The sequence below is a fragment of the Sulfitobacter sp. M85 genome (genome assembly GCF_029285915.1).
Lineage (GTDB): Bacteria > Pseudomonadota > Alphaproteobacteria > Rhodobacterales > Rhodobacteraceae > Sulfitobacter > Sulfitobacter faviae.
On sequence record NZ_JABECQ010000003.1, the window covers coordinates 403,070 to 424,438 of the forward strand.

20 protein-coding genes and 1 other RNA gene are annotated in these 21,369 nt (G+C 64.0%); 5 read left to right on the top strand and 16 right to left on the bottom strand.

What is annotated here, in order from left to right; translation table 11 throughout:
- The first annotated feature begins 21 nt into the window (after positions 1 to 21).
- Positions 22 to 176: non-coding RNA, 6S RNA (ssrS, locus tag HKX24_RS08175), on the top strand.
- 58 nt (positions 177 to 234) lie between these two features.
- Here ssrS and nusB read toward each other — a convergent pair.
- From nusB to HKX24_RS08195, 4 genes are all read right to left on the bottom strand, one after another.
- On the bottom strand, positions 235 to 711 hold the full coding sequence (nusB, locus tag HKX24_RS08180; protein ID WP_067264814.1) for a transcription antitermination factor NusB: 477 nt from the start codon (positions 709 to 711) through the stop codon (positions 235 to 237).
- Positions 708 to 1,259: a 6,7-dimethyl-8-ribityllumazine synthase gene (locus HKX24_RS08185; RefSeq protein WP_271691737.1), complete on the bottom strand. Its 552-nt coding sequence runs from the start codon at positions 1,257 to 1,259 to the stop codon at positions 708 to 710. Before HKX24_RS08185 ends, nusB begins: the two co-directional genes overlap by 4 nt.
- A gap of 5 nt (positions 1,260 to 1,264) precedes the next feature.
- Positions 1,265 to 2,389, bottom strand: coding sequence for a 3,4-dihydroxy-2-butanone-4-phosphate synthase (ribB, locus tag HKX24_RS08190; RefSeq protein WP_067264809.1), 1,125 nt, complete (start codon positions 2,387 to 2,389; stop codon positions 1,265 to 1,267).
- Positions 2,390 to 2,470: 81 nt separating this feature from the next.
- Complete coding sequence (locus HKX24_RS08195; protein WP_209219322.1) at positions 2,471 to 3,058, bottom strand: riboflavin synthase; 588 nt, start codon at positions 3,056 to 3,058, stop codon at positions 2,471 to 2,473.
- Between the two features lie 130 nt (positions 3,059 to 3,188).
- Here HKX24_RS08195 and HKX24_RS08200 point away from each other — a divergent pair, with 130 nt between their 5' ends.
- The 3 genes from HKX24_RS08200 (at position 3,189) to HKX24_RS08210 (ending at position 7,760) form a co-directional block, all read left to right on the top strand.
- A complete protein-coding gene (locus HKX24_RS08200) occupies positions 3,189 to 4,481 on the top strand; it encodes a capsular biosynthesis protein (protein ID WP_271691738.1) in 1,293 nt (430 codons plus the stop codon).
- Positions 4,482 to 4,595: 114 nt separating this feature from the next.
- Positions 4,596 to 5,726: a polysaccharide biosynthesis/export family protein gene (locus tag HKX24_RS08205; protein ID WP_197470901.1), complete on the top strand. Its 1,131-nt coding sequence runs from the start codon at positions 4,596 to 4,598 to the stop codon at positions 5,724 to 5,726.
- A 9-nt stretch (positions 5,727 to 5,735) separates the two neighbouring features.
- Entirely contained in the window at positions 5,736 to 7,760 is a 2,025-nt protein-coding gene (locus HKX24_RS08210) for a capsular polysaccharide biosynthesis protein (protein WP_271691740.1), read from the top strand.
- Between the two features lie 3 nt (positions 7,761 to 7,763).
- On the opposite strand, the gene ribD is transcribed toward HKX24_RS08210, so the two are convergent.
- Both ribD and nrdR read right to left on the bottom strand, forming a co-directional pair.
- On the bottom strand, positions 7,764 to 8,861 hold the full coding sequence (ribD, locus tag HKX24_RS08215) for a bifunctional diaminohydroxyphosphoribosylaminopyrimidine deaminase/5-amino-6-(5-phosphoribosylamino)uracil reductase RibD (protein ID WP_271691741.1): 1,098 nt from the start codon (positions 8,859 to 8,861) through the stop codon (positions 7,764 to 7,766).
- 11 nt (positions 8,862 to 8,872) lie between these two features.
- Positions 8,873 to 9,340, bottom strand: coding sequence for a transcriptional regulator NrdR (gene nrdR, locus HKX24_RS08220; protein ID WP_067264800.1), 468 nt, complete (start codon positions 9,338 to 9,340; stop codon positions 8,873 to 8,875).
- A gap of 186 nt (positions 9,341 to 9,526) precedes the next feature.
- Between nrdR and HKX24_RS08225 the strand changes: the two genes are divergently transcribed.
- On the top strand, positions 9,527 to 10,198 hold the full coding sequence (locus HKX24_RS08225) for an SDR family oxidoreductase (protein ID WP_271691742.1): 672 nt from the start codon (positions 9,527 to 9,529) through the stop codon (positions 10,196 to 10,198).
- 18 nt (positions 10,199 to 10,216) lie between these two features.
- Here HKX24_RS08225 and HKX24_RS08230 read toward each other — a convergent pair whose 3' ends face one another.
- The 10 genes from HKX24_RS08230 to HKX24_RS08275 form a co-directional block, all read right to left on the bottom strand.
- Positions 10,217 to 10,633, bottom strand: coding sequence for a secondary thiamine-phosphate synthase enzyme YjbQ (locus HKX24_RS08230; RefSeq protein WP_271691743.1), 417 nt, complete (start codon positions 10,631 to 10,633; stop codon positions 10,217 to 10,219).
- A 1-nt stretch (position 10,634) separates the two neighbouring features.
- Positions 10,635 to 11,114, bottom strand: a complete 480-nt coding sequence (locus tag HKX24_RS08235; protein WP_271691744.1) for a hypothetical protein — start codon at positions 11,112 to 11,114, stop codon at positions 10,635 to 10,637.
- A 70-nt stretch (positions 11,115 to 11,184) separates the two neighbouring features.
- A complete protein-coding gene (locus HKX24_RS08240; protein ID WP_271691745.1) occupies positions 11,185 to 11,598 on the bottom strand; it encodes a hypothetical protein in 414 nt (137 codons plus the stop codon).
- A gap of 101 nt (positions 11,599 to 11,699) precedes the next feature.
- Positions 11,700 to 13,682 carry an RNA polymerase sigma factor RpoD gene (gene rpoD / locus HKX24_RS08245; protein WP_067264850.1) on the bottom strand — a complete coding sequence of 661 codons (1,983 nt, stop codon included), beginning with the start codon at positions 13,680 to 13,682 and terminating at the stop codon, positions 11,700 to 11,702.
- A 135-nt stretch (positions 13,683 to 13,817) separates the two neighbouring features.
- Complete coding sequence (gene dnaG, locus HKX24_RS08250) at positions 13,818 to 15,812, bottom strand: DNA primase (protein ID WP_271691746.1); 1,995 nt, start codon at positions 15,810 to 15,812, stop codon at positions 13,818 to 13,820.
- A 114-nt stretch (positions 15,813 to 15,926) separates the two neighbouring features.
- The gene (locus HKX24_RS08255) at positions 15,927 to 16,235 is read right to left on the bottom strand and encodes a hypothetical protein (RefSeq protein WP_271691747.1); all 309 of its coding nucleotides are present in this window, start codon (positions 16,233 to 16,235) and stop codon (positions 15,927 to 15,929) included.
- A gap of 51 nt (positions 16,236 to 16,286) precedes the next feature.
- Entirely contained in the window at positions 16,287 to 16,823 is a 537-nt protein-coding gene (locus HKX24_RS08260; protein WP_271691748.1) for a sarcosine oxidase subunit gamma family protein, read from the bottom strand.
- Positions 16,816 to 19,752, bottom strand: coding sequence for a sarcosine oxidase subunit alpha family protein (locus HKX24_RS08265; RefSeq protein ID WP_271691749.1), 2,937 nt, complete (start codon positions 19,750 to 19,752; stop codon positions 16,816 to 16,818). Before HKX24_RS08265 ends, HKX24_RS08260 begins: the two co-directional genes overlap by 8 nt.
- Complete coding sequence (locus HKX24_RS08270; RefSeq protein WP_271691750.1) at positions 19,749 to 20,021, bottom strand: sarcosine oxidase subunit delta; 273 nt, start codon at positions 20,019 to 20,021, stop codon at positions 19,749 to 19,751. The genes HKX24_RS08265 and HKX24_RS08270 overlap by 4 nt, the downstream gene beginning before the upstream one ends.
- Positions 20,022 to 20,033: 12 nt before the next feature.
- Complete coding sequence (locus tag HKX24_RS08275) at positions 20,034 to 21,287, bottom strand: sarcosine oxidase subunit beta family protein (protein ID WP_271691751.1); 1,254 nt, start codon at positions 21,285 to 21,287, stop codon at positions 20,034 to 20,036.
- Positions 21,288 to 21,369 lie beyond the last annotated feature (82 nt).

The window sequence follows — 21,369 nt, forward strand, 5'->3', positions numbered from 1 at the left end:
GGCCCCTACATCGGGGGTCGACGGGTTCTGCCCTGTTCGTGAACGTTACATTCCAGTGGCCTTAAGCAAATCCGAGGGAGCTGGCTCTGTCCGAGCCCTGGTTCGGTTACCTGGCGCCCACCTGTACATACAGGTCCTCGGGAATATAAAACAGCAGCGGCAGGCGCGGTTCCCGTCACTTTCCCAAGACATCAATGTGGTAGATGGCCCCCTCGGGGCCACTTTCCCGCGCGTTTAGAACGCTTCGGGGCGCGCCTCGCGGGCCATATGGTCAAGCACGGCGTTGACAAAGCTCGGCTCGCGCCCATCGGGGAAGAAGGCATGGGCCACGTCGACATATTCCTTGATCACCACGCGCGGCGGCGTGTCGTCATGGCGGAACTCGGCCCCGGCGGCGCGGAACAGCGCGCGCAGGGTCGGGTCGATCCGGGCAATGGCCCATTTGGCGACGATGGCGCGGTTGGCCATCTGGTCGATCGGCGCTTGATAGTTCACCGCATCTTCGAGCACGCGAGAGAAGTGATCAACATCCCCCTCCTGCATCTCGTCGCCCTCATAGACGGCACCGAAACGGTGGTCGATGAATTCGTGACGCACGACATCGACCGTCTGCGCGGAATGCTCCATCTGGAACAGCGCCTGTACGGCATAGAGCCGCGAGGCCGACTTCATCTTACGTTTCTGGTTGCCCGAAGGCCCGTTGCTGGTCATGCGATGTTTGATCCATCCGTGTCGCCGGCCATCAAAGTGTCCTGCCCGAATGGCTTGAACCCGATGCCCTTGCTCTGGCGGCCCCATTTACGAGCGAGCGCGATAAGATGCAAGGCCGCAGCGGCCGCGCCACCGCCTTTGTTTTGCCGCTGAGGGTCGGCGCGCACCTCGGCCTGTTGTTTGTTCTCGACCGTCAGGATGCCATTGCCGATGCAAAGCCCTTGCAAGCCAAGCAGTTGCAAGGCGCGGCTGCTGTCATTGCAGACGGTCTCGTAATGCGTGGTCTCGCCCCGGATGACGCAGCCAAGCGCGACATAGCCGTCGAAATTGCTGCCCCGGTCGGAAATGCCGATGGCGGTGGGAATCTCCAGCGCGCCGGGCATTTCGATCACCTCATAACTGGCGCCCGCAGCCTCCAACTCGGCCTTGGCGCCGGTCAACAGGCCATTCGCAATGTCCGAGTAATAGGGCGAGACGACGATCAGCAGCTTCACCGGTTCGTCGAAGCTGGGGCGCGGCAGGATGGTATGCTCTTCGGCGGATGCCATGGCGATTACTCCGTAGTGATGGGCCGGGTGCCCACGATTTCCAACGCATAGGCGTCGAGGCCCAGATAGCGCGTGTCGGGATTGTCGGTCAGCAGGACCAGTTCATGCAGCCCCATTGTCGAAAGGATCTGCGCGCCCAGACCGGTGCGTTTGATCGTGCGCGGGCGGTCGTCATCCTCGGGGTCGAGCTTGAGGCGCGGGTAAGGATCGCGGAAGAGCACCACGGCCCCTCGCCCCTCTTCGGCGATGATCTGCATGGCGCGGGGCAACTCATCCGCAGGGCTGGGGCCGAGGCCGAGAATATCTTCCAGCGCGTTGATCGCATGGGTGCGGATCAGTACCGGCTCGGGCGTTGAGATGTCGCCCTTGGTCAGCACCACATGGTCGGTCCCGGTGATCTGGTCGGAGAACACCCGCATCTGCCAATCGCCGCCATAGGCTGAGGTCACGGTGCGGCTGTCGCGCTCCACCAGCAGATTGTCGTGCTTGTGGCGGTAAGTGATGAGATCGCTGATCGTGCCGATCTTAAGCCCATGCGCGGCGGCGAATTCCACCAGATCGGGCAGACGGGCCATTTCGCCGTCGTCCTTCATGATCTCGCAGATCACGCCCGAAGGATGCAGCCCCGCGAGGCGCGAAATATCGACCGCCGCTTCGGTATGGCCTGCCCGCACCAGCACGCCACCATCGCGGGCGCGCAGGGGGAAGACATGGCCGGGGGTGGCAATATCTGCCGAACCGGATTGTTCCGAGATCGCCACGGCCACGGTCAGCGCACGGTCGGCGGCAGAGATGCCGGTGCTGACACCCTCACGCGCCTCAATGCTGACGGTAAAGGCCGTTTCATGCCGGGAGGAGTTGTTCACCGCCATCATCGGCAAGCCAAGGTGATCGACCCGCTCTGCCGTCATCGGCAGACATATCAGCCCGCGCCCATGGGTCGCCATGAAATTGATCGCCGCAGCATCGGCAAACTCAGCCGGGATCACCAGATCGCCTTCGTTCTCGCGGTCCTCATGGTCCACAAGAATGAACATACGGCCTTGGCGCGCGTCTTCGATGATCTCTTCGATGGGCGAGATCGCATCGCTCAGCCCTGTCTCGACCGGTCCGGGTTTGTCAAATTGCATCGGCTGCTTCCATCTATCTGTTGCCCGGCTCTTAGCCTGACCCGCGCCGCTTGGCCAGAGCGCGCCCCGAAGGGCGCGGCGTCACATCTCGTTCAAACGCGCCACGTAACGGGCCAGCGTGTCGATTTCGAGGTTCACCAGATCGCCGACGCCTGCATCGCCCCAAGTCGTCACCTCCTTGGTATGCGGGATGAAGTTGATGCCGAAATCACAGCCATCGACATCATTCACCGTCAGCGAGGTGCCATTCAGCGCCACGGAACCTTTGGGCGCGATGAACCGCGCCAGATCCTCGGGCGCGCGCAGGGTCACGCGGGTGCTGTCGCCCTCGTCTTTCATCTCAATGATCTCGGCCACGCCATCGACATGGCCCGAGACGATATGCCCGCCCAACTCGTCACCCACCTTCAAGGCGCGTTCAAGGTTCACGCGTTTGCCCTCGCGCCAGTGCTGGCCGAGGTTGGTCTTGGCCACGGTCTCGGCGCTGATCTGCACCTCATACCAATCCTCGCCCAGCCCCACGACGGTCAGGCAGACCCCGTCGCTGGCGATGGAGGCGCCCATGTCGATGCCGCTGGTGTCATAGCCGGTCTGGATGCGCGCGCGCAGGTCGCCTTCCTGCTCCAGCTTGGTCACGGTGCCAACGTCTGTGATAATGCCGGTGAACATGGGGTAGGCTCCTTTGCTGGTTCCGCGCAGTGGTAAACCCGGTCACCGCCACAGGCAAGAGCGGGTGACGCCACATTGTCGCCCCTATTATATGGTGGTTAAGAGGGCAAAGCCCCACCAAAGGACCAGAATGACCGTGACCGCCGCCCCGACCAGAACCTTCCTGTTCCTGCAAGGACCGCATGGCCCTTTCTTTAACAGTCTGGGCAAGATGCTGCGCCGCGCGGGGGCCGAGGTCTGGCGCGTGGGCTTCAACGCGGGCGACCGGGCCTTTTGGTTTCATCCGTCGACCTACATCCCCTATCGCGGCAGGGTCGAGGATTGGCCGGGCGTCTTTGCCAGCCTGCTGGACGACAAGCAGGTCACCGACATCGTGCTTTACGGCGACACCCGCCCTATCCACGCCGAAGCGGTGGCCGAGGCCAAGCGCCGTGGCATCACCGTCCATGTCTTCGAGGAGGGCTATATGCGGCCCTATTGGGTCACATATGAACGCGGCGGATCGAACGGCAATTCGCGGCTGATGGAGATGACAATTCCCCAAATGCAGGCCGCCCTCGCCCGCTCAGACATGGAAGCCCCCCTGCCCCCGGGCCATTGGGGCGACATGCGCCACCACATCTTTTACGGCGCGCTTTACCATTGGTTCGTGATGTTCCGAAACGGCGACTACCGCAATTTCAAACCCCATCGCAGCCTGCCGGTCACCAAGGAATTCCGCCTCTACCTCAAGCGGCTCTTGCTGATGCCGGTGCTGGCCGCCGACCGCCTGCTGGCCACGCTGAAGATTCGGCTGGGCGGCTTTCCCTATCATCTGGCGCTGCTGCAACTGGAGCATGATTCCTCTTTCCAGAAACATTCGCCCTTCAACACAATGGCCGATTTCCTTGAACTGGTGATCGAAGGTTTCGCCAAGGGCGCGCCGCAGCATCACCACCTCGTCATCAAGGCGCATCCGCTGGAGGATGGCCGCGTGCCGGTGCGGCGCGATGTCAAACGGCTGGCCCGCGCGCATGGGGTTTCCGACCGGGTCCATTTCGTGCGCGGCGGCAAGCTGGCACAGCTTCTCAATGACACCCGGAGTGCTGTCACGGTGAATTCCACCGCCGGGCAACAGGTGCTCTGGCGCGGCATCCCCCTCAAGGTCTTTGGCCGCGCGGTCTATTCCCAGCCTGAGTTTGTCTCGGACCAGCCGCTGCCGGAATTCTTTGCCACCGCCAACCGCCCCGACAACCGCGCCTATAAGGATTACCGCCGCTATCTGCTTGAAACCTCCCAGGTTCCCGGCGGTTTCTATGCCGCACGCGGGCGGCGGCAATTGCTGCGCCAAGTGGTCGATATGATGCTCGCCACCGAGGATCCCTATGACGCACTGGAACAGGGCACCGCGGCCCCTCGGCAACAGTTGCGGGTCGTCACCTGAGTTAACCCATTCCGCCCTGTAGATTTTTTCGCTAGGCTGCGCTAAGTTGTAAAGTAATACGTCAAGACAATTGGCGATTTCGAGGCAGATATTTCAGGTCGAGGAGACCGGGCAGTGAAATCCGTATCTTTCCGGTGGGCGCGCCCCATCGCAGCGCTGGCGGCGGTGGCCGTCGTCTCATCATGTGGTTTGCCGCAGGTCGGACCGAACAAACGGCAAATCTATGCAGGCTCTGTTCAGCGCGAAGGCGATGCCTTTGTCGTCAGCGTGAATGACCGTGTGACCCGCGCCACCGCTGTGGCCCCGGCGCTTGGCTTTTCGGAAAGCTTCAAGAACGCGGGCCGGGTCGGTTCCGACACGATCCAGCCGGGCGACATCCTTGGCATCACGGTTTATGAGAACGTGGACGATCCGCTTCTCGGCGTCGAAGGCGCGCCAGCCACGATGCTGGAAGAGGTGCAGGTCGACGGCGCGGGCTTTATCTTTATCCCCTACGCGGGCCGCATTCGCGCTGCGGGCAACACGCCCGAGGCGATCCGCCGCATCATCACCAACAAGCTCGGCGAGCAGACCCCCGACCCGCAGGTCGAAGTGCGCCGCGCCGCCGGTGACGGCTCGACCGTCTCGCTCATCGGTTCCATCGGGGCGCAGGGCGTCTACCCGATCGAGCGTCCGACCCGCACGCTGGCCGCCATGCTGGCACGCGCGGGCGGTGTGACCATCATCCCCGAAATCGCGCAGGTCACCGTCATCCGCGGCGGGCAGCGCGGTAAGATTTGGTTCCAAGACCTCTATGACCACCCCGAACTCGACATCGCCCTGCGCCCGGGCGACCGGATTTTGGTCGAGGAAGACACCCGCTCTTTCACCGCGCTTGGCGCCACCGGCGGACAGGCCCGCGTGCCCTTTGAATCGCAAAACCTCTCGCTTTTGGAAGGCATCGCGCAGGTGGGCGGGCTCAGCCCCCTCTCGGCCGACCCCACCGGCGTCTTCGTGTTCCGCAATGAGCCTGAGGAAGTCGCCGAACAGGTGCTGGGCCGCAGCGATCTGACCGGCGCGCAGCGCATGGTCTATGTGACCGACCTGACCAAGCCCAACGGCATGTTCATGGCCCGCGATTTCGTGATCCGCGACGGCGACACGATCTATGTGACCGAAGCGCCCTTCACCCAGTGGAGCAAGGTAATCTCGGCCATCACTGGCACGGCGGGTTCGGCGGATAGCATCACCTCGCTGACCGAATGATCCACCCCGGTGGCATTCGAAGCTGACCCATACCAACACCCCGCCGCCGGTCCCGAAAGGAGCCGGCGGCTTTTCGTATATAACGGCGGGTTTCTGACGCAGCGCCGTCTGCGGCGCATCTTGCAACTGTCGGGCCATTCCCTGCGCCTTGGCCTGCCCGGGCCGGATGATGCGGTGGCGGTCTGGGGCAACTCCCCCACCGCGCATCGCGGGCTGGCCGTGGCCGCCAAACGCGGCGTGCCAGTGATCCGGGTGGAGGACGGATGGCTGCGCTCGCTCCACCCCGGTCGCGCGGGCGAGCCGCCCTTGGGCCTGCTGATCGACAGCCGAGGCGCGCATTTCGATCCCGCCCACCCCTCGGACCTCGAAGAGCTGCTGGCCCGCCACCCGCTGGACGACACCGCCCTCCTGGACCGCGCCCGGGGCGGCATGGCGCAGATGGCCGAGGCGCATCTGACAAAATATGCGGGCTTTGACCCCGACATGCCCGCGCCGGAGCCGGGCTATGTGTTGGTGATCGACCAGACCCGCGGCGATGCCTCGGTCACCGCCTCAGGCGCGGATCGTTCACGGTTTCTGGAAATGCTCGTCTTCGCGCAAGAGGAACACCCCGGCGCGCGGGTCATCATCAAGAGCCACCCCGAGACGGCACAGGGCTTCCGCGCCGGGCATTACGGCCCCGAGGATACCAACGAGCGGATCACCCTGCTGACCGATCCCATCAGCCCTTGGGCGCTGTTCGAAGGGGCGGTGGGTGTCTACACCGTCTCATCGCAAATGGGGTTCGAGGCGATCTTTGCAGGCCACAGGCCGCGCGTCTTCGGCCAGCCCTTCTACGCCGGTTGGGGGCTGACCGAAGATGAATTCCCCGTCCAACGCCGCCAGCGCCGCCTTAGCCGCGCGCAACTCTTCGCCGCCGCGATGATCCTCTATCCGACCTGGTACGACCCCTATCGCGACGAACTCGGCAGTTTCGAGACGGCCCTTACCGCCCTTGCCGCGCAGGCCCGCGCGTGGCGAGAGGATCATCGCGGCTGGGACGCATGGGGCATGCGCCTGTGGAAGCGCCGCCCGCTGCAACAGTTCTTCGGAACGGCCACGCCCCTTCGCTTTCGCAAAGGCCCGGCAGAAGTCCCCAAGCCGCCCCGCCGCGCCATGGTCTGGGCCAGCAAGGCCGAGGTCGCGCCCCAAGATGCGCTGCGGGTCGAGGACGGGTTTCTGCGCTCGCGTGGGCTGGGGGCCGAACTGGTCCCGCCCCTGTCGCTGGTCTGTGACGATCTGGGCATTTACTACGATCCCCAAGGACCCAGCCGGTTAGAGCAATGGATCGCGAAACGCGCCGACCTGCGCCCCGATCAACTGGCCCGCGCCCGCGCGCTGATCGCGGCGCTCACCGGGGCGGGCCTCAGCAAATACAACCTCGGCGGTGCCGCGCCCGACCTACCGCCGGGGCGGCGCATCCTCGTCCCCGGACAGGTCGAAGACGACGCCTCCATCCTCACAGGCACGGGCGATGTGTGCAGCAACGCGGCCCTGCTGGCCGCCGCACGCGCCGCAAACCCGGATGCCGTGATCCTCTACAAACCCCACCCTGATGTTGAAGCGGGCCTGCGCAAAGGCGCGACGGAGGCGGGCGACGCCGATCTGATCCTGCACCGGGCCGACCCGGTGGCGCTTCTCGGCCAAGTCGACGCGGTTTGGACCATGACCTCCCTTCTGGGGTTCGAAGCGCTCCTCCGCCGGGTGCCGGTGGTGACCTTGGGCGCGCCTTTCTACGCGGGCTGGGGGCTGACCGAAGACCGGGGCGATGTGCCCCCCCGCCGCCGCGCGACACCGACGCTCGAAGGGCTCGTTCATGCCGCGCTCATCGACTACCCGCGCTACCGCGACCCGGTCAGCGGCTTGCCCTGCCCCGTCGAAGTGGTGGTCGAACGGCTGGCCACGGGCCGCCTGCCCCGCGCCGGGTTGGACAACCGGATGCTGTCGAAACTCCAAGGGGTCTTTGCCAGCCAGAGCCACCTTTGGCGGCGATAGCGCTCAATCGGCTGCGTTTCGCCGCCAGACGTGCAGCAGGTCCGGCCCAATTTGCTGGCTGGATTGCAACGCAAAGCGCGGGGCCTCGGCCAGCCGCGACAGGCCAAGCGCCCCAACGCCGGGCAGACCTTCGGCCCCGATCACCAGCCCGGCGGTGAACCCCACCAGCCGGTCAACCAAATCCGCCTCGATGAGCGAAGCGGCCAAGGCGCTCCCCCCCTCGCAGAAGATCCTTGTGAGACCATGCGCCGCCAATTCCCGCATCACATCCTGCGGGTCCAACTGCGCCCCGCGTGCGGCACAGGGCAGCAGTGTCGCCCCCAGATCGGCCCAGGCTTTGACCAAAGCCGGATCGGCATCCGCACCGTGGCAGAGGATCAAAGGCACCTCAGCCGCCGTGCGCGCCAGTTGCCCCATCAACGGCAGGTCGAGCCTGCGGGAGACGACGACGCGCGCCGGTTGCTGGGCGATGCCAAGACCACGCACCGTCAGGCTCGGGTCGTCCTTGCGGGCGGTGCCCGCCCCGACCATTACCGCGTCATGACGGCTGCGCATAGCATGGGTCAGCCGCCGAGCGGGGGCGTCGGTGATCCACTGGCTTTCGCCCGTGCCGGTGGCGATGCGCCCGTCAAAGGAATTGGCCAGCTTCAGCGTCAGCATCGGGCGGCCCAGATCGGTGCGGCAGAAAAAACCGGCGTTATCCGCGCGGGCCGCGTCCTCGTGCAGACCGACCGAGACCTCGATCCCGGCATCTTGCAACATCGCGATGCCGCGCCCGTTGACCCGCGCGTCGTCATCCTGCGTCGCGATCACCACGCGGGCCACGCCTGCGTCGATCAGCGCCTGCGCACAGGGCGGCGTTTTGCCGTGGTGGGAGCAGGGTTCAAGCGTGACATAGACCGTCGCCCCCCGCGCCGCCGCACCCGCCTGCGCCAGCGCCTGCGGCTCGGCATGGGGGCGCCCGCCGGGTTGGGTCCAACCGCGCCCGACGATCCGCGTGCCTTGCACGATGACGCAGCCCACCGCCGGATTGGGCCAGACATTGCCCTGCCCGCGCCGCCCCAAGGACAGCGCCAGCGCCATATACCGCGCGTCGCTCATCCGCTCGCCGGTCACTCTTCCGGCAGGGCGTCGGGCCGCAGTTCCTGAACGAATTTGTCGAAATCGTCCGCGGCTTGGAAGTTCTTGTAAACAGAGGCGAAACGCACATAGGCCACGGTGTCGATCCGGGCCAGCGCCTCCATCACGATCTCACCGATATGTTTCGAACTGATGTCGGTCTCGCCCATGCTTTCCAACCGGCGCACGATGCCCGAGATCATCTGATCGATACGTTCGGGATCAATGGGGCGTTTCTGCATGGAAATACGGATCGAGCGTTCCAGCTTGTCGCGGTCAAAATCCTCGCGCTTGCCGGAGGTTTTGATGACCACAAGGTCGCGCAACTGCACCCGTTCGTAGGTGGTGAAGCGGCCTCCACAAGCCGGGCAGAACCGTCTGCGCCGGATCGAGACGTGATCCTCGGCCGGGCGGCTGTCTTTCACTTGGGTGTCGATATTTCCGCAAAACGGGCAGCGCATCGGCCGTCCCCCTCTTCATCCTGCCTCACTTGTGGGGCGCGCGGCCCTCTTGTCAAAACTTATAGGGGAGCCGCGAGGTTTTGGGTAGAGAAGATTTCCACAGCTATATCTTGCGTTCAAATATGTGTCATGGACCCAACGCCATGCCCCTGCGTTGGTCAGCGAAGGCTATAAACGGAGCATACCATGACCAAGACACTTTTCCTGACCGGCGCCTCCAGCGGGATCGGCGCCGCCACCGCCCGCGCCGCCGCGAAAGCGGGCTGGAACATCGGCCTCTTTGCCCGCAGCGAAGACAAGCTGAACGACCTCGCCGCCGAGATTGGCGACCAAGCACTCGTGCTGGTGGGCGACGCCACCGATTACGACGCGCAGAAACAAGCGATCGACAAACTGGCCGACCACTTCGGACAGGTTGACGCTGCCTTTGCCAACGCCGGGCGCGGCACCAGCCCGGCGGGGACAGAGAATGGCGACCCGCAGGATTGGAAAGCGATGGTCGAGCTCAACATCATGGGCGCGCTCTATACCGCCCATGCTGCCATGCCGCATCTGCGCAAGACCACGGGGCAATATATCGTGACCGGTTCTGCTGCCGGGCGGCGGCATATCCAAGGGTCGATCTACGGGGCGACCAAGTGGTTTATCCACGGCTACGCAGGTAACCTGGCGGATGAGATGGCCGAATGGGGTGGCCGCTGCATGGTGGTCTCACCCGGCATGGTCGACACCGCCTTTTTCGATGAGGCCAAACCCGACAAGTTGCAGCCTGAGGATGTGGCAGATGCAGTGATGCATGCGCTCGAAGCGCCCGCGCGGGCGGCGGTGCGGGAAATTCACCTGATGCCGACGGGGTGACCCCTGCCCGGTCCGGCGTCAGTCGGGCCGGAAATGCGCCGCGATGCGCCGCTGATGCGGGGCGTCGCGATGCTCGAACAGGTAAATGCCCTGCCAAGTCCCCAACATCATCCGTCCCCGCGCGACGGGGATGCTAAGGCTCACCGGCAGGACCGAGGCTTTGATATGCGCGGGCATATCATCCGGCCCTTCCATCAGATGCGTGAGATAGCTCATTTCTGGCGCATCGGCGGGCGGCACCAGCCGGGCGAAATAGGCCAAGAGGTCGCGCTGCACATCCGGGTCTGCGTTCTCTTGGATCAGCAAAGAGGCCGAGGTGTGCTGCACCATGAGCGTCAGGAGCCCGTCCCCCTGCCCCGCAATCCAGCGGGCCACGTCATCCGTGAACTCGTAGAGCGCCTGACCGCGGGTTTGAATGGTAAAGACTGTCTGCATTTCAGCAGGCCCCCCAGTGCTGCGCCTCAGCGCCCCAACATTGGCCAGCCGCCTCTTTCGCGTCGCTTATGGCAAAGAGGCCCAGTTCCGCTGACCCCCTGTCGCAGGAAAGCGAGGCGATCTCGCGCCCATTCTCGCGCACCGTCACCCCACCATCGCTGATCTGATCGAGTTTGTCGAAAGAGCCATGGACCTCGTATGTAAAAGCGCCATTCCGAAAGGTCGTGCTTTCCCAGATGGCACGACCTATGCCCGGCCAAGGCTGATGCGCCACCTCCGTGATCGGAGCGCTCAGGGTCAGACCGGGCGCGTCAGGCGGGCCGAAGCGGTAGATCACCTCTTCCCCGTCGAGGCAGACCTCCAACTGCTTCGTCCCATGGTCAATCGTACAGGTTAGAACCGTGGCGCTACGCTGGTGGCAATGGGCAAGGGCTTGGCTGGTGCCGAGGGTCAGAAGCAGGCTGGCGAGTAGAAAACGCATGAGATCAATCCGTCGTAACAATACCCGCAGAATAAGCCCGCCACCGCGTGAAAACAACGGCTTCCCCGGCTCAGAAATCCCGCAACTCAATTATGCGATCCAGACAGAACTGCCGCGCATGATGGCTGGGCAGGTTCTCTCCCGCTTGGTTGATCGTGACGGAATAGGACTGCCCCCTGTCGCCGCTCGCCCGCTGAGGGTTGGTGGTGTAAACGACGCCGGTACGGCCCACGCCGCTCACCGACGGGCCGCGAGGCGTTTTGATATAAAGCCGCTCCCCTCGCGGGAGGCCCAGAACGTCCTGCGCAAACTCCGCTGCGGCGCACCAGATGTGACGCGCGCCTGCGCCGTGGTCTTCGATCACCTCGAACTCCTGCGCGGTGAGGGGCACGACGATCAGCCGGTTCTCGGCCCGGTAGGCCTGTGCGGCGGCTTGCAGCGGCAGCATAAGACAAAGAAGGGTAAGGACAGTTTTGCGCATCATGGGAACCTTCTTGGGATACCCCCTTGATGTAAGCGGCGCGGGCGGCAGGTCAAAGACCCGCCCCGCAAAAGAAAACGCGGCCACCGGGGCCGCGTTTTGGTTTATTGGTCCAGAAAGCTGCGCAGCTTGCGCGAGCGGCTGGGATGTTTCAGCTTGCGCAGCGCCTTGGCCTCGATCTGGCGAATACGTTCGCGCGTGACCGAGAATTGCTGGCCGACCTCTTCGAGCGTGTGGTCGGTGTTCATGCCAATGCCGAAGCGCATCCGCAGCACGCGTTCCTCGCGCGGGGTGAGCGAGGAGAGCACCCGCGTCGTGGTCTCCTTGAGGTTTTCCTGAATGGCACTGTCGAGCGGCAGCACGGCATTCTTGTCCTCAATGAAGTCACCCAGCTGGCTGTCTTCCTCGTCGCCGATGGGCGTCTCAAGGCTGATCGGCTCCTTGGCGATCTTCATCACCTTGCGGACCTTTTCGAGCGGCATTTGCAGCTTCTCAGCCAGTTCCTCCGGCGTCGGCTCACGGCCAATCTCGTGCAGCATCTGGCGACCGGTGCGGACCAGTTTGTTGATCGTCTCGATCATATGCACCGGAATGCGGATGGTGCGGGCTTGGTCAGCAATCGAACGGGTGATCGCCTGACGGATCCACCATGTCGCGTAGGTGGAGAACTTGTAGCCGCGGCGATACTCGAACTTATCGACGGCCTTCATCAGGCCGATGTTGCCTTCCTGAATGAGATCAAGGAATTGCAGACCCCGGTTCGTGTACTTCTTGGCGATGGAGATGACGAGGCGCAGGTTCGCTTCGACCATCTCTTTCTTGGCCTGACGGGCTTCTTTCTCACCCTTCTGGACCTGCTGCACGATGCGGCGGAATTCCGAGATATCCAGCCCGACATATTGGCCGACCTGCGCCATGTCGGCGCGCAGTTCTTCGACCTTTTCCGAGGAGCGTTCGATGAACATCTGCCAGCCCCGGCCGGACTTCTCGGCCATCCGCTCCATCCAGTTGGGATCAAGCTCATAGCCGCGGTAGTTGTCGACGAATTCCTTGCGGTTGATGCGCGCTTGGTCGGCGAGCTTCACCATGGCGCTGTCGATCTGCATGATACGGCGGTTAATGCCGTAAAGCTGGTCGATCAGCGCTTCAATACGGTTGTTGTGCAGGTGCAGGTCGTTCACCAAAAGCACGATTTCCGACCTCAGCTTCTGATAGGTCTCTTCCTGTTCCTTGGTGAAAGAGCCGTCTTCGTTCAGCGTGGCCGAAATCCGGCTGTCCTGCATCGCGCTGAGCTTTTCATAGTCATCCGCGATGATGTCGAGCGCTTCCAGAACCTGCGGTTTCAGCGCCGCTTCCATGGCCGCAAGGCTCATGTTGGCCTGTTCGTCCTCGTCGTCGTCGTCGTCCGACGAGATCGGATTGCCGTCGGCGTCATATTCGGGCTTGGATTCTTCGGTCTTGGTTTCGGCCCCGGCGGCGGGGGCGACGACCGGAGAGGTTTCCTCCTCATCGCCCATCTGCGTGCCAAAGGTCGCCTCAAGGTCGATCACATCGCGCAGCAGAATGTCTTCAGACAGAAGTTCGTCACGCCAGATGGTGATCGCCTGGAAGGTCAGCGGGCTTTCGCAAAGCCCGGCGATCATCGTGTTGCGGCCAGCCTCGATGCGCTTGGCGATGGCGATCTCGCCCTCGCGGCTCAAAAGCTCCACGCTGCCCATTTCGCGCAGGTACATGCGCACCGGGTCATCGGTGCGGTCAAGCTTCTCGGAAGTGCCGGAGGACAGCGCCACATCGCGGTTGGACTCAGTGGTCGCAACCTCGGTCGAGCCTTTGTTCTCTTCCTCTTCGGCTTCCTCGTCTTCGATGATATTGATGCCCATTTCCGAGAGCATCGACATCACGTCTTCGATCTGTTCCGAGCTGACCTGATCGGGCGGCAGCACCGTGTTGAGCTGATCATAGGTGATATAGCCCTTCTCGCGGGCCTCACCGATCATCTTCTTCACGGCGGCTTGGCTCATGTCGAGCGAGTGGCCGGCCTCTGAATCGTTGCTCTTTGCGTCGTCATTCGTATCTTTGGCAGCCATCTCATGCTCCTTCAGCGCGTCAGCGCGAATCATCCGCAGACGATTCGGTTTTCCGAATCATGCGGGGTTATCGGTGATTCTTAAACCCGTTGCCCAGCATTTTCAAAAAGTCCTGCAAATGGGCCACGCCGATGCTCATCCGCGGCCCTTTGACTTGTCATATTTAATCGTTCCCAACAGCGCGTCCAATGCGCTGCGCTCATCGCGGTCCATCGTCATGCCGTTGTCGCCCACGTCGAATTCCCCGTTGCTTTCTTCCTGTGCGCTGCGGCGGGCAAGATCGGCGGCACGGGCCGCTTCGCTCAAACGCCAGGTGACCCCCTCATCCGCCGGGCCGCTGAGGTCTTCGACGGCTTCGGCGATCTCTTCGTTCAGCCCACGGGCGGCATCCAGTTTGGCCAGTTCCTCGGCCACGGTCAGGCGGGTCATGTCCACATTGCCGGGATTGCGGATGCAGGGCGTGATGGCAACGTGGCGTTGCCCCTTCATGTTTTCAAGTGTCTCCCAGCCGAGGGAGTAGGAAATCTCCTCGCTCAGCCGCTCTTCGCCCGCATGGCCAAAGCGCAGCAGCAGATCGCGCAGCCGCGCGTGATCAGGGTCATCGCAGCGCATCGCCTCCAACCCCGTCTCGAAGGTCTCGACCAACTGCGGGCAATCGACGAGGGCCACAAGGATCACCGCCTCGCGCAGATGCATGCCCACCTGCTCATCGCTCATCGCCACGAGTGCCGAGGCTTTGGTGCTGGCCAGCGGGGCCAGCGGCGCGCCCCAAGCAGCGCCCTTGCCGCCTTTGCCCTTGCCCGGCGCTTTGCCCCCGACGGGGCGGAATTCGGGCCGTTTCTTCTGCGGGCGGAACAGCTCCCACCGCAGGTCCTTGATCTCTTGCCCATAATGGCTGCGGATCGACGGGTCGCGGATCAGTTTGATCTTTTCGCGCAGGCTTTTGTCCAGCGCCGCTTTGCGTTCGGGGCTGTCGAAAACCTTGCCCTCGGTCTCGCGCTGCCACAGCAGGCGCACCATGGGCAAGGCGCTGTCCAGAAGCTTTTGCAAAGCGTCCGGCCCCTGCGCACGCAGCAGATCGTCGGGGTCCTGCCCCTCGGGCATGACCGCGAAACGCAGGCTTTGCCCGGCCTCCAACAGCGGAAGCGCCAGATCGATCAGGCGCAACGCCGCGCGTTGGCCCGCCGCATCGCCATCCAGCGTGATGATCGGCTCAGGCGCGATACGCCACAACATCTGCAATTGGTTCTCGGTGATCGCGGTGCCCAAGGGAGCCACGGCCCCTTCGAACCCCGCCCCATGCAGGGCGATCACATCCATATAGCCTTCGGCCACGATCAGCGGCTGCCCCCGCCCTGCGGCGGCGCGGGCGTGTTTGACGTTGTAAAGGCTGCGGCCCTTGTCAAAAAGTTCGGTCTCGGGCGAGTTGAGGTATTTCGCCTTATCCTCGGGGTCCATCGCGCGACCGCCAAAGGCAATCGCCCGGCCCCGCGCATCGCGGATCGGGAACATGATGCGCCCCCGGAACGTGTCATAGGGCTTGCCGCCCTTGGAGGAGGGTTTCGCCAGCCCCGCCCCGAGGATCAACTCATCCGCCACGCCTTTTGATTTGAGCGCATCCCACAGCCCCTGCCAACTGTTCGGGGCGAAACCAATCTCCCAATGGGCCTGCGCCTGTTCCGATAATCCGCGCTTGGCCAGATAATCGCGCGCAGCGCCCGCAGCCCCGGTGCGCAATTGCAGGCGGAACCATTGCACCGCTTGCTCCATCACCTCGGCCAATTGCGTGCGCTTGTCGGCCTTTGCCTGTGCGCGGGGGTCTTGCTTGGGGATCGGCATGCCGACTTCGCGGGCGATGATCTCCACCGCTTCCATGAAGCTCACATTCTCGGTCTCACGCACGAAAGAGATTGCATCCCCTTTTGCGTGGCACCCAAAGCAGTAGTAGAAGCCTTTGCGATCATCGACGTGAAAGCTCGCGGATTTTTCCTGATGGAAGGGGCATGGCGCCCACATGTCGCCCTTGCCCTGATTGGACTTTCGGTTGTCCCAAACAACCTTGCGCCCCACCACCTGAGACAGGCTGGCGCGGTCACGCAGTTCTTCCAAAAATCCGGGGGGCAGGCTCATGGCTTCATATACCGGCTGGGGCAGTACAGAGTCCAGAGGAGGCGGCGCGGCAGCGGGCGGTAAAACGCCCCTTTTGCCGGGCAGCGCCCCCTGCCCGGCACGGCGTTGGTCAGCCTATTGGGCGAGGCACATTTCTTTCCACGCGGCGGCGAGATCGTTCTTTTTCACGTCGCGCATCTTCACCTCGTAGACCCAAGGGGTCACCAGCGGAATCGCGGTGTTGAAGCTTTCGGGCCATGTCGCCTTGGCCTTCACGGCGGCGGGGACTTGGCGCTCTTTTACGCGGTCGAGGCGGGCCTGCTGCACGGCGGCGACCACGGCGGCCTGATGCATGCAGCTCGTCTCTTTCTTCGAGGCCGCCAGCGCCGGGCCCGAGACCGCCATGCTGATCGCGGCCAATGCGGCGAAAATCGTTTTGTTCATGTCTATGCTCCGTTGTTTGCCTAACGGGGATTCGGGCCCCTGCCGCACAACCTAGCGCCGCGATGCCACCGCTTCCATAGCGCGGCGCAACTCCTGCACCAAAGTGGCGGCCATCGACCGATAGACCATGAGCAGGAAGCCGGTGTCGGTTCGGGTGATCGCGGCGGGCATTTCGCGCAATGCGCTGCGCAGGGTCTGGCCGGGTTTGAACGCCGCCGCGCGCAGGTCCACCGGGGCCAGCCGCGCCAGCACATCTTCGGCCCCCGGCCCCTGCAACTCTGCCACCGCCCATCCGTCCGAGACATCGACAAGGGCTGCATGTTTCGCAAGCGCCTCATCCGGCGCGGGTCCGACAAGCAGCGCCTCTTCCCGGCCAAACCACAGGCATTGGACATCGCCCTTGGCGGTGCTCTGAAGCGGCTCCGGCAGGGCAACCCCATGGGCGGCCTCTAGCGCCTTGGTGAGGGCCGCCGGATCAAACACGCCCAGCACGGTCAACTGGCCCAGATCGCGGGCCGCCACCGTCATGTCACCGATGTGCAGCGGGAGCAGATCGCCAAACGGCGTTTGCGCTTTCAATTCAACCACGGGTGCGCCCTCCTTCCGGGTCCACAAAGACCGGGGCGCAGATCTCCACCTCCGCCTCGATTTCGCGCAGATGGTCGACCATGCGCATCACCTCCCCATGCCGGGCGCGGCCCCGGGTGACGAAGCCCAGCCCGATAAAAGTGCCAACATCCGGCGAAAAGCCGACCGAGGTCGTATGGCCTTGCGCATTCTCGCGGCTGGCCTCGGCCCCGGCCTCGAACAGAAACGCCCCTGCCGTAAGTTGTTTCACCGCGCCGACGGGCCGCAGCCCGACCAGTTGCGCGCGGTTTGGGTCGCGCAGGCCGGGGCGTTCGGACATGGTCTTGCCGATACAGTCCTTGGCATCCGACAGCATCCGCCCCATGCCGATATCCTCTGCCGTGGCGCGGCCGTCGATCTCTGCATGGGTGATATGGCCCTTTTCCAACCGCAGCACGTTGAGCGCCTCCATCCCATAGGCGCCGCCCTCCAGCGCCTCGGCCCGCGCGACCAGCAGATCAAACAGCGCCGCGCCATAGCGCGCGGGCACGGCGATCTCATAGGCATGTTCGCCCGAGAAGGAGATGCGGAACAGCCGCGCCGCGACCCCGCCGAGCCACACGTCACCACAGGCCATGAAGGGGAAGCTCTCATTGTCGATCGGCTGCTCCAGCAACCCGTTCAGCAATTCACGAGACTTCGGCCCTGCCAAGGCGAATTGCGCCCATTGTTCGGTGACCGAAGACAGATGCACCTGCCATTCGGGATGCAGGCATTGCGTGACGAATTCCAGATGGCGCATCACCTCACCGGCAGCGCCGGTGGTGGTGGTCATCAGGTAATGCGTCTCGCTCAAGCGCGCGCAGGTGCCATCGTCCATGACGAAACCATCCTCGCGCAGCATCAGCCCATAGCGCACCTTACCGACCTTCAAGGTATTGAACTTGTTCGTATAAACCAGATCGAGCAGCTTGGCCGCATCCGGCCCCTGAATGTCGATCTTGCCTAGGGTCGAGACATCGCAGATGCCCACCGTCTTGCGGACAAACCCGATCTCGCGATCACAGGATTGACGCCAGTTGCGCTCCTGCCCGCGCGGAAAATAGCTGGGGCGATACCACAGCCCCGCCTCCACCATCGGGGCGTTCATGGCAAGGCTGGCCGCGTGGCTGGTGGTCAGCCGTTCGGGCGCAAAGCCCTTGCCCTGCCCGCCCGCGCCCATCGCTGCAATCGAAACCGGGGTATAGGGCGGACGGAAGGTGGTCGTACCCGTCTCGGCAATGCCGCGCCCGGTGGCATCGGCCAGCATCGCCAGCGCCGCCACGTTGGAGTTCTTGCCCTGATCGGGGGCCATGCCTTGGGTCGTGTAACGCTTCATATGCTCGACCGAGCGGAAGCTCTCTGCCGCCGCCTGCTGCACATCCTTCACGCAGACATCGTTCTGGAAATCCAGCCACGCCCGGCCCTTGCCCGGCACCGCCCAAAGCGGGGCAAGGCGGTAGGGCGCGTCATCGGCCTGCGGCAGATCGATGGGCTCCGGCTTGCGGCCCAAAGCCGCCAACGCGTCCCCTGCCGCTGCCACACCCGCCGCAAGGCAGCCGTGGGTCGAGAAGCTGCCGTTACAGGCTCCCGCCACATGCATTCCCGGCACCGCGCCGGGGGTGGGCAGAAAGGCGTGGATCTCGGGCGACCATGTCGGTCGCCCGTTCATATGGCAGGTGAGGTGCAGCGAGGGGTTCCAACCGCCCGACATGGCCAGACAATCAGCCTGTATCTTATGCACGCCCCCGGCGGTGCGGATCGACACCGCCTCCAACTCCTTGCCGCCTGAGGTGTTGCAGACCACCGCCCCGCTCAGCACCGGGAAATCCGCGCCCTCGCGGCTGACGCCCTCGCGACTGTCGATCAGCGCGGCCACATGCACACCTGCTGCCACCAGATCGCGGGCCGTGCGATGGGCGTCGTCGTTATTGCCAAAGACCGCAACCTGCTTGCCCGGCGCCACGCCCCAGCGGTTGAGATAGGCGCGCACCGCGCCCGCGGTCATGATGCCCGGGCGGTCGTTGTTGGCAAAGGCCACGGGGCGCTCCAACGCGCCCGCTGCGAGGATGGATTGCTTGGCTGCGATGCGCCAGAAACACTCAAGCGGCGCGCCCTCGCCCCGCCGCGCGCGGTGCTGGTTGACCCGTTCGAGCGCGCCGAACATGCCGCCGTCATAGGCGCCGGTCACCGTCGTGCGGGGCATCAGCCGCACATTGTCCATCGCCGCGAGTTCCGCGACCACGCCCGCCGCCCATACATGGCCTGGCTCACCATCGACACGCTCGTTCTCGGCATTCAGCCGCCCGCCCATCAGCGCATCTTCGTCGGCGAGGATCACATCCGCCCCCGCCCGCGCCGCCACCAGCGCCGCCATCAAACCCGTCGGGCCTGCGCCGATCACCAAAAGATCGCAAAAGGCATAGGCTTTCTCATAGGCGTCCGCGTTGGGCTGGCCGCTCAGCCGCCCCAGACCCGCCGCGCGGCGGATCACCGGCTCATAGACGCGCCGCCAAAAATTGCGCGGCCACATGAAGGTCTTGTAATAGAACCCCGCCCCCAGAAAGGGTGATGCCAGATCGTTCACCGCCATGAGATCGAGATCGAGGCTCGGCCAAGCGTTCTGGCTGCGCACCTGCAAACCTTCGTAAATCTCTTGCATGGTGGCGCGAACGTTGGGCTCTGACGCGGGGCCGACGCCGGTGGTCACCAACGCGTTCGGCTCTTCGCTGCCCGCGCTCAAAACCCCGCGCGGGCGATGATATTTGAACGACCGCCCCATCAGCCGCTGCCCATTCGCCAGCATGGCCGAGGCGACCGTATCGCCCGCAAACCCGCCATAGCGCCGCCCGTCGAAGGTAAAGCTGACCGGCGTCTCCCGGTCGATCAATCCGCGCCCTGCAATCCTCATGCCATGGCCCTTTTCACATCCGACGCTAGTTCGACGGCGTGTACCGCATGGGTCACCGTATCGCGGGTGACGACGAGCCACGCGCCGCAGCCGGTCTCATGCTGCCACAGGTCGCGGGTCTCTCCCGCAGGGTTGTCGCGCAGGTGGAGGTAGGCGTCCCACACATCATCCCCGGCCTCGGGCGTAGGCCGCGCCAAGGCGATGGCATCGCCGCGATAATAAAACTCTCGCCGGTCCCGGCTGCCGCAAATGGGGCATTCAATCCGCATATCTGCCCTCCCTCAATGCAAGTTGTGCTGAGACCCGGTGGCCTCTTCATCCATCAAACCTTCGCCCGAGCGGAACCGGTCGAGCCTAAAGCCCGCCGCCGTCTCATGATGCTGCCCCGTTGCCATCAGATGCGCCAGCGCATAGCCCGAGGCGGGCACCGCCTTGAAGCCGCCGTAGCACCAGCCGCAGTCGACGAACAAACCCTCGGTCTCGGTCTTGTCGATGATCGGGCTGCCATCGGGTGTCATGTCCATGATCCCACCCCAAGAGCGCAGCACGCGGGCCTTGCCGATCATCGGCATCAGGGTCATCCCCGCCTCCATCACATGTTCCATCATCGGCAGGTTGCCGCGCTGCGCGTAGGAGGCATAGAAATCCAGATCGCCACCAAAGACCAACCCGCCCTTGTCGGACTGGCTGATATAGAAATGCCCCATGCCAAAGCTGATCACATGGTCGATGACGGGCTTTAACCCTTCGGAAACGAAGGCTTGCAAAACATGGCTCTCGATCGGCAGGCGCATCCCCGCCATGGCAGCGACTTGGCCCGAGCGCCCAGCCGTCACGATCGCCACCTTCTTGGCCCGGATCGCCCCGCGTGTGGTCTGCACGCCACGCACGCGGCCGTTTTCGATGTCGATGCCGGTGACTTCGCATTGTTGGATCAGATCGACACCGCGCTGGTCCGCGCCGCGCGCATAGCCCCACGCCACCGCATCATGGCGCGCCGTGCCGCCGCGTAGGTGCAGGAGGCCACCGTGGATAGGAAAGCGCCCGTTGTCGTAGTCCAGATAGGGCAGCAGTTTGCGCAGACCCTCGCGGTCGAGCAGTTCCGCATCGTCGCCCTGATTGATCATCGCATTGCCGCGCCGGGCTGAAGCATCGCGCTGCGCGTCGGAGTGGAACAGGCTGATCACGCCGCGCTGGCTGAACATCACGTTATAGTTCAACTCTTCCGACAGCCCTTCCCAGAGTTTCAGCGAATGGCTGTAGAACTCGGAATTGCCGGGCAGAAAGTAATTGCCGCGCACCACGGTCGTGTTGCGCCCGACGTTGCCCCCGCCAAGGTAGCCTTTTTCAAGCACCGCGATATTCGTCATGCCGTGGTTCTTGGCGAGGTAGTAAGCCGTGCTCAGCCCATGCCCGCCGCCGCCGATAATCACCGCGTCATATTCCGCTTGCGGCTCTGGATCGCGCCATTGCGCCGTCCAACCCCGATTGCCGGTCAAGCCTTCGCGCAATACCCGCAGTCCTGAAAATCGCATCATTCGCCTCCCCCGGTCTGGGCGCAGTCAAGCAACTTGGGGCGCAATTATCAATGACCGAAAACGCCTCTCGCGCCCCCTA

What these genes read in the sequence shown, in the direction of transcription:
- HKX24_RS08240 (WP_271691745.1), bottom strand. Translation starts at nt 11,598, where the DNA reads ATGATGCGCAAAACTGTCCTTACCCTTCTTTGTCTTATGCTGCCGCTG.
- HKX24_RS08270 (WP_271691750.1), bottom strand. Translation starts at nt 20,021, where the DNA reads ATGCGGATTGAATGCCCCATTTGCGGCAGCCGGGACCGGCGAGAGTTT.
- HKX24_RS08275 (WP_271691751.1), bottom strand. Translation starts at nt 21,287, where the DNA reads ATGCGATTTTCAGGACTGCGGGTATTGCGCGAAGGCTTGACCGGCAAT.
- HKX24_RS08200 (WP_271691738.1), top strand. Translation starts at nt 3,189, where the DNA reads ATGACCGTGACCGCCGCCCCGACCAGAACCTTCCTGTTCCTGCAAGGA.
- HKX24_RS08235 (WP_271691744.1), bottom strand. Translation starts at nt 11,114, where the DNA reads ATGCGTTTTCTACTCGCCAGCCTGCTTCTGACCCTCGGCACCAGCCAA.
- ribB (WP_067264809.1), bottom strand. Translation starts at nt 2,389, where the DNA reads ATGCAATTTGACAAACCCGGACCGGTCGAGACAGGGCTGAGCGATGCG.
- HKX24_RS08265 (WP_271691749.1), bottom strand. Translation starts at nt 19,752, where the DNA reads ATGAGGATTGCAGGGCGCGGATTGATCGACCGGGAGACGCCGGTCAGC.
- HKX24_RS08195 (WP_209219322.1), bottom strand. Translation starts at nt 3,058, where the DNA reads ATGTTCACCGGCATTATCACAGACGTTGGCACCGTGACCAAGCTGGAG.
- HKX24_RS08225 (WP_271691742.1), top strand. Translation starts at nt 9,527, where the DNA reads ATGACCAAGACACTTTTCCTGACCGGCGCCTCCAGCGGGATCGGCGCC.
- rpoD (WP_067264850.1), bottom strand. Translation starts at nt 13,682, where the DNA reads ATGGCTGCCAAAGATACGAATGACGACGCAAAGAGCAACGATTCAGAG.
- ribD (WP_271691741.1), bottom strand. Translation starts at nt 8,861, where the DNA reads ATGAGCGACGCGCGGTATATGGCGCTGGCGCTGTCCTTGGGGCGGCGC.
- HKX24_RS08230 (WP_271691743.1), bottom strand. Translation starts at nt 10,633, where the DNA reads ATGCAGACAGTCTTTACCATTCAAACCCGCGGTCAGGCGCTCTACGAG.
- nusB (WP_067264814.1), bottom strand. Translation starts at nt 711, where the DNA reads ATGACCAGCAACGGGCCTTCGGGCAACCAGAAACGTAAGATGAAGTCG.
- dnaG (WP_271691746.1), bottom strand. Translation starts at nt 15,812, where the DNA reads ATGAGCCTGCCCCCCGGATTTTTGGAAGAACTGCGTGACCGCGCCAGC.
- HKX24_RS08255 (WP_271691747.1), bottom strand. Translation starts at nt 16,235, where the DNA reads ATGAACAAAACGATTTTCGCCGCATTGGCCGCGATCAGCATGGCGGTC.
- HKX24_RS08185 (WP_271691737.1), bottom strand. Translation starts at nt 1,259, where the DNA reads ATGGCATCCGCCGAAGAGCATACCATCCTGCCGCGCCCCAGCTTCGAC.
- nrdR (WP_067264800.1), bottom strand. Translation starts at nt 9,340, where the DNA reads ATGCGCTGCCCGTTTTGCGGAAATATCGACACCCAAGTGAAAGACAGC.